The sequence below is a fragment of the Stappia albiluteola genome (assembly GCF_014050225.1).
In the GTDB taxonomy this organism is placed as follows: Bacteria; Pseudomonadota; Alphaproteobacteria; order Rhizobiales; family Stappiaceae; genus Hongsoonwoonella; species Hongsoonwoonella albiluteola.
Genome location: NZ_JACFXV010000037.1, coordinates 1 through 15,988, shown reverse-complemented (window position 1 = coordinate 15,988; position 15,988 = coordinate 1). Strand labels below are relative to the sequence as shown.

At 63.7% G+C, this 15,988-nt stretch carries 14 protein-coding genes; 13 read left to right on the top strand and 1 reads right to left on the bottom strand.

Annotation, left to right across the window (positions count from 1 at the left end; all coding sequences use genetic code 11):
* Positions 1-1,210 precede the first annotated feature (1,210 nt).
* The 12 genes from H2509_RS03345 (at position 1,211) to H2509_RS03290 (ending at position 13,980) form a co-directional block, all read left to right on the top strand.
* Positions 1,211-2,296, top strand: coding sequence for an AbrB family transcriptional regulator (locus H2509_RS03345; protein WP_209001773.1), 1,086 nt, complete (start codon positions 1,211-1,213; stop codon positions 2,294-2,296).
* Positions 2,297-2,561: 265 nt separating this feature from the next.
* Positions 2,562-4,217, top strand: a complete 1,656-nt coding sequence (ccoN, locus tag H2509_RS03340) for a cytochrome-c oxidase, cbb3-type subunit I (RefSeq protein WP_182162291.1) — start codon at positions 2,562-2,564, stop codon at positions 4,215-4,217.
* 15 nt (positions 4,218-4,232) lie between these two features.
* Positions 4,233-4,967, top strand: a complete 735-nt coding sequence (gene ccoO / locus H2509_RS03335) for a cytochrome-c oxidase, cbb3-type subunit II (protein ID WP_182162290.1) — start codon at positions 4,233-4,235, stop codon at positions 4,965-4,967.
* A gap of 10 nt (positions 4,968-4,977) precedes the next feature.
* Positions 4,978-5,133 (top strand): cbb3-type cytochrome oxidase subunit 3, encoded by a 156-nt coding sequence (locus tag H2509_RS03330; RefSeq protein WP_182162288.1) that lies wholly within the window; start codon positions 4,978-4,980, stop codon positions 5,131-5,133.
* 3 nt (positions 5,134-5,136) lie between these two features.
* Positions 5,137-6,015: a cytochrome-c oxidase, cbb3-type subunit III gene (gene ccoP / locus H2509_RS03325; protein ID WP_182162286.1), complete on the top strand. Its 879-nt coding sequence runs from the start codon at positions 5,137-5,139 to the stop codon at positions 6,013-6,015.
* 568 nt (positions 6,016-6,583) lie between these two features.
* The gene (ccoG, locus tag H2509_RS03320; protein WP_209001772.1) at positions 6,584-8,041 is read left to right on the top strand and encodes a cytochrome c oxidase accessory protein CcoG; all 1,458 of its coding nucleotides are present in this window, start codon (positions 6,584-6,586) and stop codon (positions 8,039-8,041) included.
* A 159-nt stretch (positions 8,042-8,200) separates the two neighbouring features.
* Positions 8,201-8,719, top strand: a complete 519-nt coding sequence (locus tag H2509_RS03315) for a FixH family protein (RefSeq protein ID WP_182162284.1) — start codon at positions 8,201-8,203, stop codon at positions 8,717-8,719.
* Between the two features lie 22 nt (positions 8,720-8,741).
* Positions 8,742-10,955 (top strand): heavy metal translocating P-type ATPase, encoded by a 2,214-nt coding sequence (locus H2509_RS03310; RefSeq protein ID WP_182162282.1) that lies wholly within the window; start codon positions 8,742-8,744, stop codon positions 10,953-10,955.
* Positions 10,955-11,149 carry a cbb3-type cytochrome oxidase assembly protein CcoS gene (ccoS, locus tag H2509_RS03305; protein ID WP_182162280.1) on the top strand — a complete coding sequence of 65 codons (195 nt, stop codon included), beginning with the start codon at positions 10,955-10,957 and terminating at the stop codon, positions 11,147-11,149. Before H2509_RS03310 ends, ccoS begins: the two co-directional genes overlap by 1 nt.
* Positions 11,150-11,258: 109 nt before the next feature.
* Positions 11,259-11,768 carry a response regulator gene (locus tag H2509_RS03300; protein ID WP_182162278.1) on the top strand — a complete coding sequence of 170 codons (510 nt, stop codon included), beginning with the start codon at positions 11,259-11,261 and terminating at the stop codon, positions 11,766-11,768.
* Between the two features lie 119 nt (positions 11,769-11,887).
* Positions 11,888-12,721, top strand: coding sequence for a BKACE family enzyme (locus H2509_RS03295; RefSeq protein WP_182162275.1), 834 nt, complete (start codon positions 11,888-11,890; stop codon positions 12,719-12,721).
* Between the two features lie 218 nt (positions 12,722-12,939).
* A complete protein-coding gene (locus H2509_RS03290; protein WP_182162273.1) occupies positions 12,940-13,980 on the top strand; it encodes a GNAT family N-acetyltransferase in 1,041 nt (346 codons plus the stop codon).
* Positions 13,981-14,009: 29 nt separating this feature from the next.
* On the opposite strand, the gene H2509_RS03285 is transcribed toward H2509_RS03290, so the two are convergent.
* Positions 14,010-14,600, bottom strand: coding sequence for a LysE family translocator (locus H2509_RS03285; RefSeq protein WP_182162271.1), 591 nt, complete (start codon positions 14,598-14,600; stop codon positions 14,010-14,012).
* Positions 14,601-14,840: 240 nt separating this feature from the next.
* On the opposite strand from H2509_RS03285, the gene H2509_RS03280 reads away from it, so the two are divergent.
* A partial coding sequence (locus H2509_RS03280; RefSeq protein ID WP_182162269.1) for a cadherin-like domain-containing protein occupies positions 14,841-15,988 on the top strand: 1,148 nt, incomplete at its 3' end.

Sequence of the window (15,988 nt, the reverse complement as noted above, 5' to 3'; positions counted from 1 at the left end):
TGCCGCGCCTTGCCCGTGACGTTATCTCCCGCCGCCCATACCAACTTCCACGAGCCGGACCAGCAGAACGGATGACCCTTGACGGGCGCCGTTCGACCTCTTGCCGCCCTTCCGCCGGCACCTGCCCCCTTGGAACGGGGCAGGCGTCCTGCCAACGGTCGGGCGTGCCCAGCCCGGACACCTCTCGGTGCTCCCCCTGGCATAGGGATCACCCCAGCCTACTCGGGGCCGTTACACCCTTTCAGCCAGAGCCGTCACGCCCCCGGCTTACATGAACGGTCGGTCCGATCACGGTCCCACGAGCAGCCGGGCGATGGGACAAGGATAAGGGCAGGCTAGAAGGCGGGGATTAGTTTTCCGAAAGGAGTGCGCCAAGGGGTGAGGCCGCATGGATACGCGGGTCGAGCCCGCGTATGACGAACCGAGGGGCTAAGGCAGAGAAGCAGCCACTGAGGCGGGTGTCTACTGGATCCCCGTTTTCACGGGGATGACATCAGAGTTCGGGGCAGGCGCCGGTCTCACTCCTCTACGGTCGAATGGGCGCTCTGCCTCTCCTCTCGTCTTCGCCGGGCCCAGACCCGGCGATCCATCGAAAGGCTGCGGCAAGGGGGATATCGCGTGGATACGCGGGTCAAGCCCGCGCATGACGAGCCGAGGGGTTGCGGCAGAGGGGCCACTCACCCTGTCGTGCTTGCGCCAACGCGCCCACACACTCTGTCATGCCCGGCTCGACCGGGCATCCAGTAACCGCCAACGCCGCAGATTTAGCCACTGAGGCAGGTGTCTACTGGATCCCCGTTTTCACGGGGATGACACCAGAGGATGGGGCGCCGGTCTCAAACCTCTACGGCCGAATGGGCGCTCCGCCTCTCCCCTCGTCTTCGCCGGGCCCAGACCCGGCGATCCATCGAAAGGCTGCGGCAAGGGGGGGTATCGCGTGGATACGCGGGTCGAGCCCGCGTATGACGAACCGAGAGGTTACGGCAAAGGGGAGGCCCCTTCATCGGCCGATATGCCAGGCAAGGGAAGCTGACCGCCGATGCGGGACCCAGAAATCTTTGCGTGCAATGCCCGCTCCTCGTGTCACTGAAATTGATGCCAACTTTGCCGGCGAAATGCGGTCCGCAGAATTTTTTCAATATTGATTATATGAATCAACCATGCGCCCTTGGGGAAGCTGCGATATAGAGGGGTATCGATACCCCAATTCATGGTCACCGCCTTGCTGTCCCGGCTTGCCAGTCTGTCCATCGTCGCGCGCGTCGTCTTCACCATTGTCGTCGGAACGCTTGGCGGTCTCGCCTTCGAGGTTGTGGGCTTGCCTGCTGCCTGGCTTTCTGGCGCCATGGTCTTCGTGGCGATCGCGACTTTCGCCAACCTGCCAACGCTGATCCCGAACCGGCTGCGCGATTCCATCTTCGTCGTGCTTGGTATCTCCATGGGCTCCGGGGTGCGGCCGGACGTGGTGGAGCGTGTCGCCGAGTGGCCGATCACCATGGGCGTGCTGGCCGTCACGGTCGTTGCCGTCACGGGCGCGACCTATGCCTTCCTGCGCTGGGTCGGCCACTGGAACAAGGAGGCCGCCTTCTTCGGCGCCATTCCGGGTGCGCTGTCCTTCGTCATCGCGCTGGCTTCCGAGCGCTCCGCCGACCTGTCGCGCATCGCCGTATCCCAGTCCTTCCGCCTGTTTGTGCTGGTGGCGCTGCTGCCCTCACTCATCGTCCACGCGACCGATCACCCGGACGCGGTGGCGGCGCCCGCCGCAGTGGAATTGAGCCTTGCCCAGGCGGCTCTGCTTTTCGCCCTGTGCATTGCTGCCAGTTTCGGCGCCGTGCGGCTGCGGGTTCCGGGCGGCTGGCTGACAGGCGCCTTCTTCATGAGTTCGGCGATCAACGCCTTCGGCTTCATGCCTGTCGCGCTGCCGCAGTGGATGGTCGTGCCGTGCTACGTAGCGCTGGGGGCGATGGTCGGCGCCCGTTTTGGCAACACCAACCTTCTTACGTTCCTGCGGCTGCTGGCCGCGTCCTTCGGTGCCTTCTTGGTAGGCTTCGCCATATCGGTCGCCGCCGCCTGGGCGGTGTCGGTCACGCTTGGCCTGCCGTTCGGCCAGTTGATCCTGGCCTATGCGCCGGGCGGCCTGGAAGCCATGACGCTGCTCGCCTTCGTGCTGAACCTCGATCCCGCCTTCGTCGCCGGTCATCAGCTCGCGCGCTATATCGGCATGGTGCTGATGCTGCCGCTGGTGACGCGGCTGGTGCTCGGGCCGAAAGCGCCGCTGCGTGTCGGCGCGGAATGATTCCTTCAGCCTTGCCCCGGCTCCTGCCTCGTCAAGTTGCGCTCATAGCTGGCCGCAAGGATTAAGGCAAACTACTTAGATCCTTCAAGTCATTCGGCTTTTTGCGGCGCAAAATGTCGCAGCGACAATTCGTGCGGCTGTTTTTTCACTACGTTCTCCATAGGGCTGTTGACCTGGATCAAGGCGGCTTCCGGCGGCTCGGCCATACCGTCCGCTTTGTATCCTTTCGGGACTGGACCAGATCAACACCTTGGGGCGCGAAAAAATGGCTCAAGCAAAAGCCAAATATCTCACGATGGAGGAGGGGTTCTTTGCCACCTTCCTCATCGTGCTCGCCTTTGCCTGCATCATCATCGCAGGAAAGACCTACGACCAGGTGATGGGGTTTCACACCACGATCGGCGCGCTGTTCGCCGCCGTGGGGGCGTTCATCATCTTCAAGAACTATTTCAACGACGGCGGCATCGCGATCCCGCAGGAAATCGAGGGCAAGCCGAACTACAACCTGGGGCCGATCAAGTTCGGTGCCTGGGCGGCCGTGTTCTGGGGCGTCGCGGGTTTCACCGTCGGCCTCATCATCGCGCTGCAGCTTGCCTATCCGGTGCTGAACTTCGACCTTCCCTACACGAATTTCGGCCGTCTGCGCCCGCTGCACACCTCCGCGGTGATCTTCGCTTTCGGCGGCAACGTGCTTCTCGCCACGTCCTTCTACGTAGTGCAGCGCACCTCCCGTGCCCGCATGCCGGGCCGCATCGCCCCCTGGTTCGTGATCCTCGGCTACAACGCCTTCATCGTCATCGCCGGCACGGGTTATCTCTTCGGCGCCACGCAATCGAAGGAATATGCCGAACCGGAATGGTATGCCGATCTGTGGCTCACCATCGTGTGGGTGGTCTACCTGCTCGTCTTCCTCGGTACTTTGTGGAAACGCAAAGAACCTCACATTTACGTGGCGAACTGGTTCTATCTCGCCTTCATCGTGACGATCGCGATGCTGCATATCGTCAACAACCTGACGATACCGGTCTCCGTGTTCGGCACGAAGTCCTACATCGTCTGGTCGGGCGTGCAGGATGCGATGGTGCAGTGGTGGTACGGCCATAACGCGGTGGGCTTCTTTTTGACCGCCGGCTTCCTCGCCATCATGTACTACTTCATCCCGAAGCGGGCCGAGCGGCCGGTCTACTCCTACCGGCTGTCGATCATCCACTTCTGGGCCCTGATCTTTCTCTACATCTGGGCCGGTCCGCACCACCTGCACTACACGGCGCTGCCGCAGTGGGCGTCGACGCTGGGCGCGACCTTCTCGATCATGCTGTGGATGCCCTCCTGGGGCGGCATGATCAACGGCCTGATGACGCTGTCGGGCGCCTGGGACAAGCTCAGGACCGATCCGGTGCTGCGCATGATGGTCGTGTCGGTCGCCTTCTACGGCATGTCCACCTTCGAAGGCCCGCTGATGTCGCTGCGCTCGGTCAATTCGCTGTCGCACTATACCGACTGGACGATCGGCCACGTGCATTCCGGCGCGCTCGGCTGGGTGGGCTACGTCTCCTTCGGCGCGCTCTACTGCCTCATCCCGTGGCTGTGGAACAAGAAGCAGGTCTACTCGCTCAAGCTCGTCAACTGGCACTTCTGGATCTCGACCATCGGCATCGTGCTTTACATCACCGCCATGTGGGTGTCGGGCATCATGCAGGGTCTGATGTGGCGCGCCTACGACCAGCTCGGCTTCCTCGAATATTCCTTCATCGAGACGGTCGAAGCGATGCATCCCTTCTACGTCATCCGCGCTCTGGGCGGTGTGCTCTTCGTCGCTGGCAGCCTGATCATGGCTTACAACCTCATCATGACGGTGCGTCGTGGCGAGGCGGCCGAGATCGAGGCCGCGCCGAGCGGCGCCGTCGCGCCTGCTGAATAAGGTCGGGGGAAAATCATGTCGCTTTGGAAAAAGCACGAAATCTTCGAAACGAAATCCCTGGTCCTGCTCATCGGCATCCTGGTGGTGGTGGCCATTGGCGGCCTCGTCGAGATCGCACCGCTCTTCTACCTCAAGAGCACGATCGAGAAGGTGGAGGGCATGCGTCCCTATACGCCGCTGGAACTCGCCGGGCGCAACGTCTACATCCGCGAGGGCTGCTATCTCTGCCATTCTCAGATGATCCGCCCGATGCGCGACGAGATGGAGCGTTACGGCCACTTCAGCCTGGCCGCCGAGTCCATGTACGACCATCCCTTCCAGTGGGGTTCCAAGCGTACCGGGCCCGACCTTGCACGGGTGGGGGGTAAATATTCGGACGAGTGGCATCGCGGCCATCTGGTCGATCCGCGCTCGGTCGTGCCGGAATCGATCATGCCCGGCTATCCCTTCCTCGCCGAGACACGGGCGACGGACCGCGATATCGCCGACCATCTGAAGACGAATGTGGTCGTCGGTGTTCCCTACACGCCGGAGCAGATCGAGAACGCACGGGCGGACATGCACGCCCAGGCAAATCCGGAAAGCGACGACGTGGATGCGTTCCTTGAGCGCTATCCCAACGCCGTGATCCGCGATTTCGACGGCAATCCCGGGACCGTCTCGGAGATGGACGCGCTGATCGCCTATCTCCAGATGCTCGGCACGCTGGTCGATTTCTCGATCTACGACGACAAGGCAAACCTGCGCTGAGGAGGGGAAGATGGACGGTGTCTATACTGAGCTTGCTTCCTTCGCCCAGACCTTTGGCCTGGTCTATTTCGTAATCCTGTTCCTCGGCGTGGTTGCCTATGCCTTGTGGCCGAAAAACCGCAAGCGCTTCGAGGAAGCCGCCCATATCCCCCTGCGGGAGGACTGATTTATGGCTGACGGACATAACAAGGAAATCGACGCGCTCTCCGGCGTCGAGACGACCGGTCACGAATGGGACGGTCTCAAGGAGTTGAACAATCCGCTGCCGCGGTGGTGGCTTTACCTCTTCTATGCCACCTGTGTGTGGGCCTTCGCCTACTGGATCATCTATCCAGCCTGGCCGCTGGTCAGCGGCTACACCCGTGGCGTGCTTGGAATCTCGCAGCGGGCCGATGCTATCGCCGCCTACGAGGCCGGCATGGCTGAACGAGCGGAAACCGGCCAGGCGCTCATCAATGCGTCGCTCGACGAGATCCAGTCGAACCCGCAGCTTCTTGAATTCGCCATGGCCAGCGGCCAGGCGGCCTTCGGCGACAATTGCGCCCCCTGCCACGGTTCGGGCGCGACAGGGGCCGTCGGCTATCCGAACCTGCAGGACGACAAGTGGATCTGGGGCGGCTCGATCGACGACCTGCACCAGACGATCCGTTTCGGCATCCGCTCCGGCCATGACGAAGCGCGGATCGGCGACATGCCGGCCTTCGGGCGCGACGGCATCCTGGACAAGCAGCAGGTCGACCAGGTGGCGAGCTATGTCGCGACCCTTGCCGGCATCGAGCCGGAGGCGGGCGTCGATGTCGCTGCTGGCGAGACCGTCTTTGCCGAAAACTGCGCCGCCTGCCATGGCGACGACGGCAAGGGCCTGCAGGAGCTCGGCGCCCCCGATCTGACGGCGCCGAACTACCTCTATGGCAAGTCCCTGGAAGCGATAAAGGCCCAGGTGACCAACGCCCGCAACGGCGTCATGCCGAACTGGGAAGGCAGGCTCGATCCGGCGACCGTCAAGTCGCTGGCCGTCTATGTGCATTCGCTGGGCGGCGGCCAGTAGGGTTCGTCCCCGCGATCATTCAAGAATGGAGGCGCCCCTTGCCGGCCGGCAAGGGGCGCCTTTTGCTTTGGCGCTTATATGCGGCGTCCGCACGGTCTCTAATTAAGGATGCGCTGCCGCGCGACTGATGTCTGGATCCCGGCTCTCGCGATGCGCGCGCGCAGGCCGGGATCCAGAAATCGGCTGCGGGCGGCAGCCCGCATCTCAGTCATGCCAGGGACGCCTGCAAACCGGGTTGCAATCAGGCTTCCAACGGCGCCTGCTTGACCCGGATCAATGAAGCTTTTCGTCCGCCGGGGTATCGAAACGGACAGGAGGAGAGGGCCGGGACCGCCCGCCCATCCGGACAGGCCTGAAAGTCCTTGCGAAATAAGTGTTTGTCCGTGGTGACCGATTGTCGCGGCGCCGTTCTGTCGCACTGCAACATAAAGCGAGTGGCGCTAGATTTTCGACAACTCGCCCGACAATTCGGCCTGAAAACCCGGTCCGAATATTCGGAATGTGGCGATCCCGTTATTCCTCCGGCTCCGCGCGGGGACCGGAAGGGAAGCAAGATTGGACGGAAACGATGAGTGTTGAAAGCAACGCTGTGGCGGCCCCGGCGAAGGAGGAATCCTATTTCGCCGCTGCCAAGAAGATCTACCCGATGGCGGTCAAGGGCACGTTCCGCCGCATCAAGTGGGCGCTGCTCTTCATCACGCTCGGCATCTACTATTTCCTGCCCTTCGTGCGCTGGGACCGCGGTCCGGACGCACCCGACCAGGCAGTGCTGGTCGATCTTGCCGGCCGGCGCGGCTATTTCTTCTTCATCGAGATCTGGCCCCAGGAGGTCTACTACCTCACCGGCCTGCTGATCCTTGCGGCGATGGCGCTGTTTTTGATGAACGCGGTCGCCGGCCGCCTGTGGTGCGGCTATCTCTGCCCGCAAACGGTGTGGACCGACCTGTTCCTGTGGGTCGAGCGTCACACGGAAGGCGACCGGCGCGAGCGCATGCTGCTGGCGAAAGAGCCATGGACGCTGCGCAAGCTCACACAGAAGCTTGCCAAGCATACGCTGTGGCTGATGATCGCCTGGTGGACGGGCGGCGCCTGGGTGCTCTATTTCGCCGATGCACCGACGCTGGTGAAGGAACTGGCGACGGGCGCGGCCCCCATGTCGGCCTATATCTGGATCGGCATCCTGACTTTCACCACCTACACGCTTGCCGGCCACATGCGCGAGCAGGTCTGCATCTTCATGTGTCCGTGGCCGCGTATTCAGGCCGCGCTCACCGACGAGAACGCGCTCAACGTCGCCTATCGCTGGGATCGGGGAGAGCCGCGCGGTTCGCTGAAGGAAAACCGGAAGCTGGAGCTTCAAGGCCTGCCTGCGGGCGACTGCATCGACTGCAACCAGTGCTTCCATGCCTGCCCGACGGGCGTCGACATCCGCAAGGGCCTGCAGATCGACTGCATCCAGTGCGGGCTGTGCATCGATGCCTGCGATACGGTGATGAGGAAGGTCGGCAAGCCGACCGGGCTGATAGGCTACGATACGGACGAAAACATCCAGCGCCGGGCGGAAGGCAAGGAGGCGATCTACAAGATCGTGCGTCCACGCACCGTCATCTATGCGGCGATCATCGTGCTGGTCAGCGCCATCATGGCTTATGCGCTGTTCACCCGCGACTTCTCGGGCGTGAACGTGCTGCATGACCGCAATCCGATCTTCGTCGAGCAGTCCGACGGCTCGGTGCGCAACGGCTACACCATCCGCCTGCTCAACAAGCGGACCATCGAGCGCAGCTTCATCCTGTCGGTGGAAGGCATGCCTGCCGGCTCGCGGATCGAGGCCGTGGGCGTGAGCGAGAATGTCAGCGGACGGCCGATCGTCACGGTCGGGCCGGACCAGACCCGCGAAGTGCGCGTGCTCGTCTTCTCGCCGGAAGACGTGACCATGCCGAAGTCGACCGACGTCACCTTCCGCATCACCGAGTCGGTGATGGGCGAAGTCGCGACGGCCAGCGACTATTTCAAGGCTCCGTGAGGGGCGGCCGTTGCGGATCTTTCCGCGCCGGACTTTGCGAAAGATCATTCACAAGGCTCCGGGCGCAAAGCATTGTCGCCGGATGGATGGCGCAGACCCTGCGCCTATGAAAGAATGGAATTCATGAAGGATGACGGCATGATCCAAGGGGCGGGATCAATGGACGGAGCCAGGCGCATACGTGTGGTGACGGGCCGCACGGTGCTATTCTGGCTGCTCGGCTTTTTTCTTGTGGTGTCGGCGGCCAATGCCGTCTTCATCTGGCTTGCGCTGGGCTCCTTTCCGGGCGTCGTGGTGGAAAGCTCCTACGAGGCCGGGCTTCGCTATAATGGCGAGATCGCACGATCGAAGGCTCAGGCTGATCTCGGCTGGCAGGTGGACGCGCATGTCGAGCGGCAGGCGGACGGTACGGCCGATATTCTCGTCACCGCGAAGGACGAAGCCGGCAATCCGCTGAGCGGCCTGCTGCTCAAGGCGACGCTCACACGGCCCGCAAGCGACGGGGACGCAAGAGTCGTGATACTGGCCGAAGGGGAAACCGGGCGCTACAGCGGCCTTGCGGAAAGCATCGACGCCGGCCAGTGGCTGCTTGACCTGGAGGCGGACGGCCCTGCGGCGGGCGGTGGCGACAACACCGTCTTCCGGTCGCATAACCGGCTGTTCCTGAAGGGCGAATAGATCGTGCTGCCGAGGCAATACCATGAGCGTTCATGAGCGCGACTGGCCGTCTTTCGTGATGCTCGGCAGCGATGGCGGCCAGCATATGGACCTTGCCGTCGAGGGTGTTACCTGCGCCGCCTGCATGGTCGAGATCGAGCGCAGCCTTGCTGCCGTTCCCGGCATCACCAATGCCCGGCTGAACCTGACGAGCCATCGTCTTGCCGTGGACTGGCAGGCGGGTCAAGATCTTGCCGCGGAGATCGTTGAGCGGCTGCACCGCCTCGGCTACACCGCGCATCCCTTCGACCCGGCGGCGATCCGCGAACGCGGCGACCGGGAAGGCAAGGTCCTGCTGCGCTCGATGGCCGTCGCCGGTTTCGCAGCAATGAACATCATGCTGCTGTCGGTCTCCGTGTGGTCGGGCAATGCCACCGACATCACGCCGGAGACGCGCGATTTCTTTCACTGGCTGTCGGCGCTCATTGCGCTGCCGGCCACGGCCTATGCCGGCCGGCCGTTCTTCCGGTCGGCCTTCGCAGCCCTTCACGCAGGCCGCCTCAACATGGACGTGCCGATCGTCATCGGCGTCCTGCTGGCGCTCGCCCTTTCGCTGATCCAGACCGTGCAGCATGCCGAGCACGCCTATTACGAATCCTCGGTCATGCTGCTGTTCTTCCTGCTTATCGGCAGGTTCCTCGACCACAATATGCGGCGGAAGACCCGCTCCTTCGCCGAAAACATCGCGGCGCTGAAAGCGGAGACGGCTGCGCGACTGGCGCCCGACGGGACGGTGCGCGAAGTGCCGCTTTCCAAGGTTTTGCCGGGCGAGCGCGTGCTGGTGCGGCCGGGAGAGCGGGTGTCGCTCGACGGCCTGGTGGAGGAGGGGACTTCCGAGATCGACCAGAGCCTCGTCACCGGCGAAACGGCGCTGAAGGCGGTCGGCGCCGGCGATCAGGTCTATGCCGGGACGCTCAACGCCTCCGGCAATCTGACCATCCGCGTCACTGCGGCCTCCGGCGCCACCCTGCTCGACGACGTCAACCGGCTGATCGAGACGGCCGCGCAGGCCAAGTCCGCCTATGTCCGCCTCGCCGACCGGGCCGCCAGCCTCTACGCCCCGGTCGTGCATCTCGCCGCAGGGCTGACCTTTCTTGCCTGGCTCATTGCCGGTATCGGCTGGCAGCCGGCGCTCGTCATCGCAATTTCGGTTCTCATCATCACCTGCCCCTGCGCACTGGGCCTTGCCATTCCGGCAGTGCAGGTCGTTACCTCCGGCCTGCTCTTTCGCTCAGGCGTGCTGCTGAATGCGGGCGACGCCATCGAGCGGCTGGCCAGCGTCGACACAATCGTCTTCGACAAGACCGGCACTTTGACGCTGGCCCTGCCCGAACTCGTCAATCGCGACGTCGTTTCGCAAGAGGTGCTGGCGCTCGCCGGCCGGCTGGCGCTATCCAGCCACCATCCGCTTGCGGTCGCATTGGCGCGCGCCAGCAATGCCGATACCCCCTTTGCCGACGCAGCGGAGCAACCGGGCGGCGGCGTCCACGCCCGCGACCCCGAAGGCCGCGAACTTCGCCTGGGAAGCCCCACCTTCTGCGGGGCCGATCCGGCGATCGTCGAGGCGGTCCATGCCCGGCGTCTCGGCGCATCCGTGATCGTCTTCCGTATAGGCGAGGAACCCGCCCACGTGCTGCTCATGCGCCAGCAACTGCGCCCGGACGCCCGCGAAACCATCGAAATGCTGGTGGCGGACGGTTATGCCGTCGAAATCCTGTCAGGCGACCGTCGCGGCCCGGTCGCCGAAGTTGCCTGTGAGCTCGGCATTGCGGACTGGCGCGCGGAAGCCTCTCCGAAGGACAAGATCGCCAGGCTCGAGCAACTTGCCGCCGAGGGGCGCCGCGTGCTGATGGTGGGCGACGGCCTCAACGACGCGCCGGCCCTTGCCGCCGCCCACGTTTCGCTGTCGCCGGTCACCGCCGTTCACCTGAGCCAGGCGGCGGCCGATGCCGTATTCCTCGGCCACAAGCTCACGCCGGTCCGCTCCGCGCTTGCCATTGCCCGTACCGCCCGCCGTGCCATGGTGCAGAACCTGTGGTTTTCGGCTCTTTACAACGTGGTTGCGGTGCCCTTCGCGGTTGCCGGTTTCGTCACGCCGCTGATTGCCGCGCTCGCCATGTCCGGCTCCTCGATCGTGGTGACGGCCAACGCCATCCGGCTCCGGCTCACGTCTTCGCCCAGGGGGGATCGCGGCTGATGGAGGTTCTCGTCTACCTGATCCCGATTGCTCTTTTTCTTGGCGCCCTTGGCCTTGCCGGTTTTCTCTGGTCGCTGAAGAGCGGCCAGTACGACGACCTGGAAGGGGCGAAATGGCGCATCCTGCAGGACGACGACCTGCCGGATGACAAGGATGCAACAGGAAAAGCCTCGAAATCGGCAAAGGACAAGTGACAGGGTGGGGCGGCGATAGATCGCCGGAAACGATCGTCTTTTCTCGGTCCGGATAACCCTCTTTTCAGACTTCCGTGCCAAGGTCGCAGTTCAAAGGAGGACTGGACCGTTGAGCCTGGATCTCGCTTCCCTGACGTTTCTACTGGTCGAAGACAGTGCCTACATGCGCACCATCCTGCGCACCATGTTGCAAGGCTTCGGTGCCCGCCGCATCGTTGAGGCCGAAGATGGCGCGTCCGGGCTCGAGGCGATGGAGCGCGCCAATCCGGATATCCTGATCCTCGACTGGGTCATGCCGATTCTCGACGGGGCGGACATGGTCCGCATGGTGCGAAATCCGCACAACCCCTTTGCCTATATCCCGATCATCATGGTGACAGGCCACACGGAGCGCAGCCGCATCATCGAGGCCCGGCGCCTTGGCGTGCATGAGCTTCTGTCAAAGCCGATCTCGGCAAAGGCGCTCTATCAGCGCGTTTCCAACGTCATCATGCATCCGCGCGATTTCGTGAAGACTCCCAGCTATTTCGGCCCGGCTCCGCGCGAGATCCGCAACCGCCAGAAGATCTGGCAGGGCATGGAAGGCCAGGAAAGCGCACCGCAGTTCGCCATGGGCTGATTTCCTCGAAACACGGGCAGACCTGCGGCATGCCGCAGCTGTAGCTCTCGCTTGCCTTGATGCACCCGCACCAAGGGTTCATGCTGCAGAGCTTCAATGAGCGTTGCGGGAGCGGGATCATGGTCAGGACTCAGAAAAAACCGCCGATGATCCTGATGTCGGCACCGAACGGGGCGCGGAAGACCAGCGCCGATCATCCGGAGCTTCCTGTTACCACTGACGAAATCGCCCGAACCGCAGCGCTTGTCCGCGATGCCGGAGCGGCGATGATGCACGTCCATATCCGTGATCGCGAAGGACATCACCTGCTGGATGCCGCCACCTACCGGGATGTAATCGCAGCAATCCGCCGGGAAGTGGGCGACACGCTCGTCGTCCAGATCACGACCGAAGCTGTCGGCCGTTATGCGCCGTCGGAGCAGGTTGCCGTCGTGCGCGAGACGCGCCCGGAAGCGGTGTCGCTCGCCATTCGCGAACTCATCGCGGACGAGGCTTCCGAAGCGCCGGCGGCCGAATTCCTGGCCTGGATGAAAGCCGAGGCGATCGCACCGCAATTCATTCTCTATGACGGCGCCGATGTCGCCCGCTTCAACGACTTGCGGCGGCGCGGCATCATTCCCTTCGAACGTACCTTCCTGCTTTTCGTGCTCGGTCGCTATGCCACCGCCGAAAGCGCCTCGGCGGGCGATCTCATCGAGTTCCTGAAGGCGCTGGAAGGCGACGACCCGTGGTCCGTCTGCGCGTTTCAGGATCTGGAGCACAAGGCGACGGTGCTTGCCGCGATCCTCGGCGGCCATGCTCGCGTCGGCTTCGAGAACAACTTGCTGATGCCGGATGGAAGCGTTGCGGCGGACAATGCCGCCCTTGTCAAGGTGGCGGCGGAAACGGCCGCCCGTTTCGACCGGGAGATTGGCACTGCCGACGATGCCCGCGCCGTGCTTGGAATGACGTGAAAGGGCACGCGGCACCCAAACCACTGAATTCAATCTGTTGTTTACCATGATCTGCGGAACCAATCCCGATTTATGGAATTTAGACCATTTGCAACCCAGGATGTCCCGATTGCTTGTCATGCGTTTAGAGACGGTCATCCATGGCTTATTCCGATGTATTGGCCAGAACCGGTTGCGTACGGCCGTTGACATCCGGCGATATCCCGAGCGTGAGAACGTTGTTCAGCAACGTTTTTCGTAAAGGAAAGCCACTCGATCCCGAGGATTTCGAAAGCTACGTCGAACAGGTCTTTCTTCGGGGGCCTTACTATAGCGAGGCTGAAGGAAGCCTCGTTTACGAGATGGCTTCGGGCCGCATCGGCGCCGCGCTCCTGATCCTGCCCATGCAGGTAACGGCCAATGGGCGCGTCCTGACAGGCCGGCTGCTCACCGCGTTCATGAAGGACCCCTGCCTGCCAAGTGCCGGTTCGGCCCGCATCAGCCTGAGACTGCGGGCAAAGCTGCAGGATTTCTGCTTTTCCGATACAGCGGCACCGGTCAGTGCCAGCCTGACCGCCGCCGGCGGCGGCGAAATCCTGCCGGTCCAGACGCTGCAATGGCGTCGCATCTTTCGCCCGGTCGGCTTCCTGACAGCCAATCCCCGCAAACATTTCTCCCGGACGGCGGCAGTGCCGCTGAAACTGGCCGCTCCGCTCATCGATCGTCTGGCACGCCTTGCCGTTTCTTCCCTGGCGATCAGGAAGCATGGAACGACAACGACCGAGCCGATGGATATCGACCGGTTCCGGGATCAGGCCGTCGCCATGATCGAGCGTTTCTCGGTTCGCCCCACATGGTCGAAGGACGAATTCGATTGGCTGGTCGGCCTCGCGGATAGAAATCCCCGTATCGGCAAGCGCCATTGCCGTGCCGTCGTGGATGGCTCTGGCGCCACAATCGGCGCGTGCCTCTATTTCGTCGGCAGGGAAAAGGTCGCCCACGTTTTCAATCTGGTCAGCCTGCCGGGCCGGGAAAGCGACGTGGTCGCGGCGCTGTTCGAGCACTTCGACAGTTGCGGTTGCGTCGCGGCGCATGGCATGGCGCAGCCGTTCCTGATGACGGCGCTGGGAACGCAGCGCTACGTCTCGTTTCGCCATCGCGGGCACTTCTGCCTGCTGACGAAACATGCCGATGTCATCGACGCCGTACGGCGGCATGACATCTATATCGGTGGACTGGCCTCGGAGGCGTGGAGCCGTTTGCTGACTGATTTCCGGTAGGGCGCGAGGCTGCCGCCATCTGCAGGCGATCAGAGCTGCGCCAGCGCCGCCAGCACGACCACGGCCAGCATTGAGGCGGCCATGACCGCATTGACGATCGAATGCGTGCGCTTCGATAGATCGAGGCGGTGCAGCGTGACGCCGGCGGCCAGCCATACGAGGTGCACCGGGATCCAGATGACGTTGATCATCAGGAATTTCAGCGCCGTTTCGACCGCAATGCTCGACGGCAGGAAGGCGAAGCCGGTGAAGAGCGCGGTGTTCACCGCATAGGCCTTCGGATTGATCGCCTGCAGCGCAAGGCCCCCGAAGAACCCCGGCGCACGCTCGGCGTGGATGAAGGCGATCCGCGAACCGGAGAACGCAATCTTCAGCGCCAGGTAGAAGAGATAGGCGGCGGAGGCGGCAAGCAGCACCGTGCGCACGGTCGGATGCGAGAAGACGAGGGCGGCAAGCCCCGACACCACCGCCAGCGCCACCAGGTTGGTGCCGACGAAAAGCCCCGCGACATAGCGCAGCCCGGCCCGATAGCCGAAACCGGAGCCGACGCCGGCCGTCGAAAGTACGCCCGGTCCGGGCGTGATCAGCAGAAAGAAGACGGCGGCAAGGAAGGTGAGCATGAAGGGGCTTCGTCTTTTGAGGGACCCGGCCGCGAGACAGTCAATTCCCGCGACTCATGCAGCAGCTTATCACCGTTTGTTGCCCTCTTTCGTCGAGCTGCAATCGCTTGAAGCGCCGAAGTCCCGACGTTAGTTGCGACTGTAATGAATCATTAATACAATCAATGATTGCATTTGCATATTTCTAACCAGAGCTCGTCTTCACCTCATTGAAGCGATTGCGATTTTGGAGATTTCAAAATGACAGAGACTGCGAGTGCGGCTGAGGCTGCGTCGGTTGAGGGCGGGAACGAACTGCCTGTCGTGACGGGGGTGCCGGTGTTTTCGACGCTGGAGGAGACGGCGCTGGTGGTGAGCGAGGCGGAGCTGCTAGCCTTTGCCTCGGATGCGGATGGCGACACGCTGACGGTGGTGGGTCTGGTGGCGCTGGGCGGCCTGGTCTCCAGCAATGGCGACGGCACGTGGACCTTCGTGCCGGATACGAACTTCACCGGCACCGCGGAGCTGCAGTACCAGGTCTACGACGGCACGGACTATGTGTCGGCGCTGGCGACGGTGACGGTGGCGCCGGTGAACGACGCGCCGGTGGTGGGTGTTGCCGCCGGCGGCGGCGAGGCGGGGGTGAACGATCATACGTCGAGCCACCAGAACGCCTCGGCGGTGGCGCGGCTGGACGACGGCGGCTATGTGGTGGTGTGGGCGTCGAACGGCCAGGACGGCTCCGGCTACGGGATTTACGCGCAGCGCTACGACGCGGACGGCACGGCGGCCGGCTCCGAGTTCCGGGTCAATGCGGCGACCGCGAACAGCCAGCGCCAGCCGGCGGTGGCGGCCCTAGCCGGCGGCGGTTTCGTGGTCACCTGGGCGTCGACGGGCGACGGCTCGCTGGAGGGGGTGTACCAGCAGCGCTTCGATGCGGGCGGCGCGGCCCTTGGCGGGCAGGACCTCGTCAACGAGACGATTGCCGGCAGCCAGGACCTTGCCCAGGTGGCGGGGCTTGCCGGCGGCGGCCATGTGGTGGTCTGGCGCTCGGCGCGGGCCGACGGCTCGGGACATGACGTTTACCTGAGGGCCTATGACGCGGCTGGCGCGGCCCTTGGCGGCGAGGCGCTGGTGAGCGGGGGCGTGGCGGGCGAAGGCAACGGGCAGGACCTTCCGGTTCTGGCGGCGCTCAGTGACGGCGGCGTGCTGGTCGCCTGGAGTTCCGCCGACGGCGACGGGGCCGGGGTCTTCGCCCGCCGCTTCGATGCGGCCGGCAACGCGGCCGGCGCGGCGTTCCAGGTCAACAGCCATGACGTGGGCGCGCAGGAGGAGCCGGCGGTGGCCGCCCTTGCGGATGGCGGCTTCGTCATCGCCTGGCGTTCGCTCGGCCAGGACGGGTCGAGCTA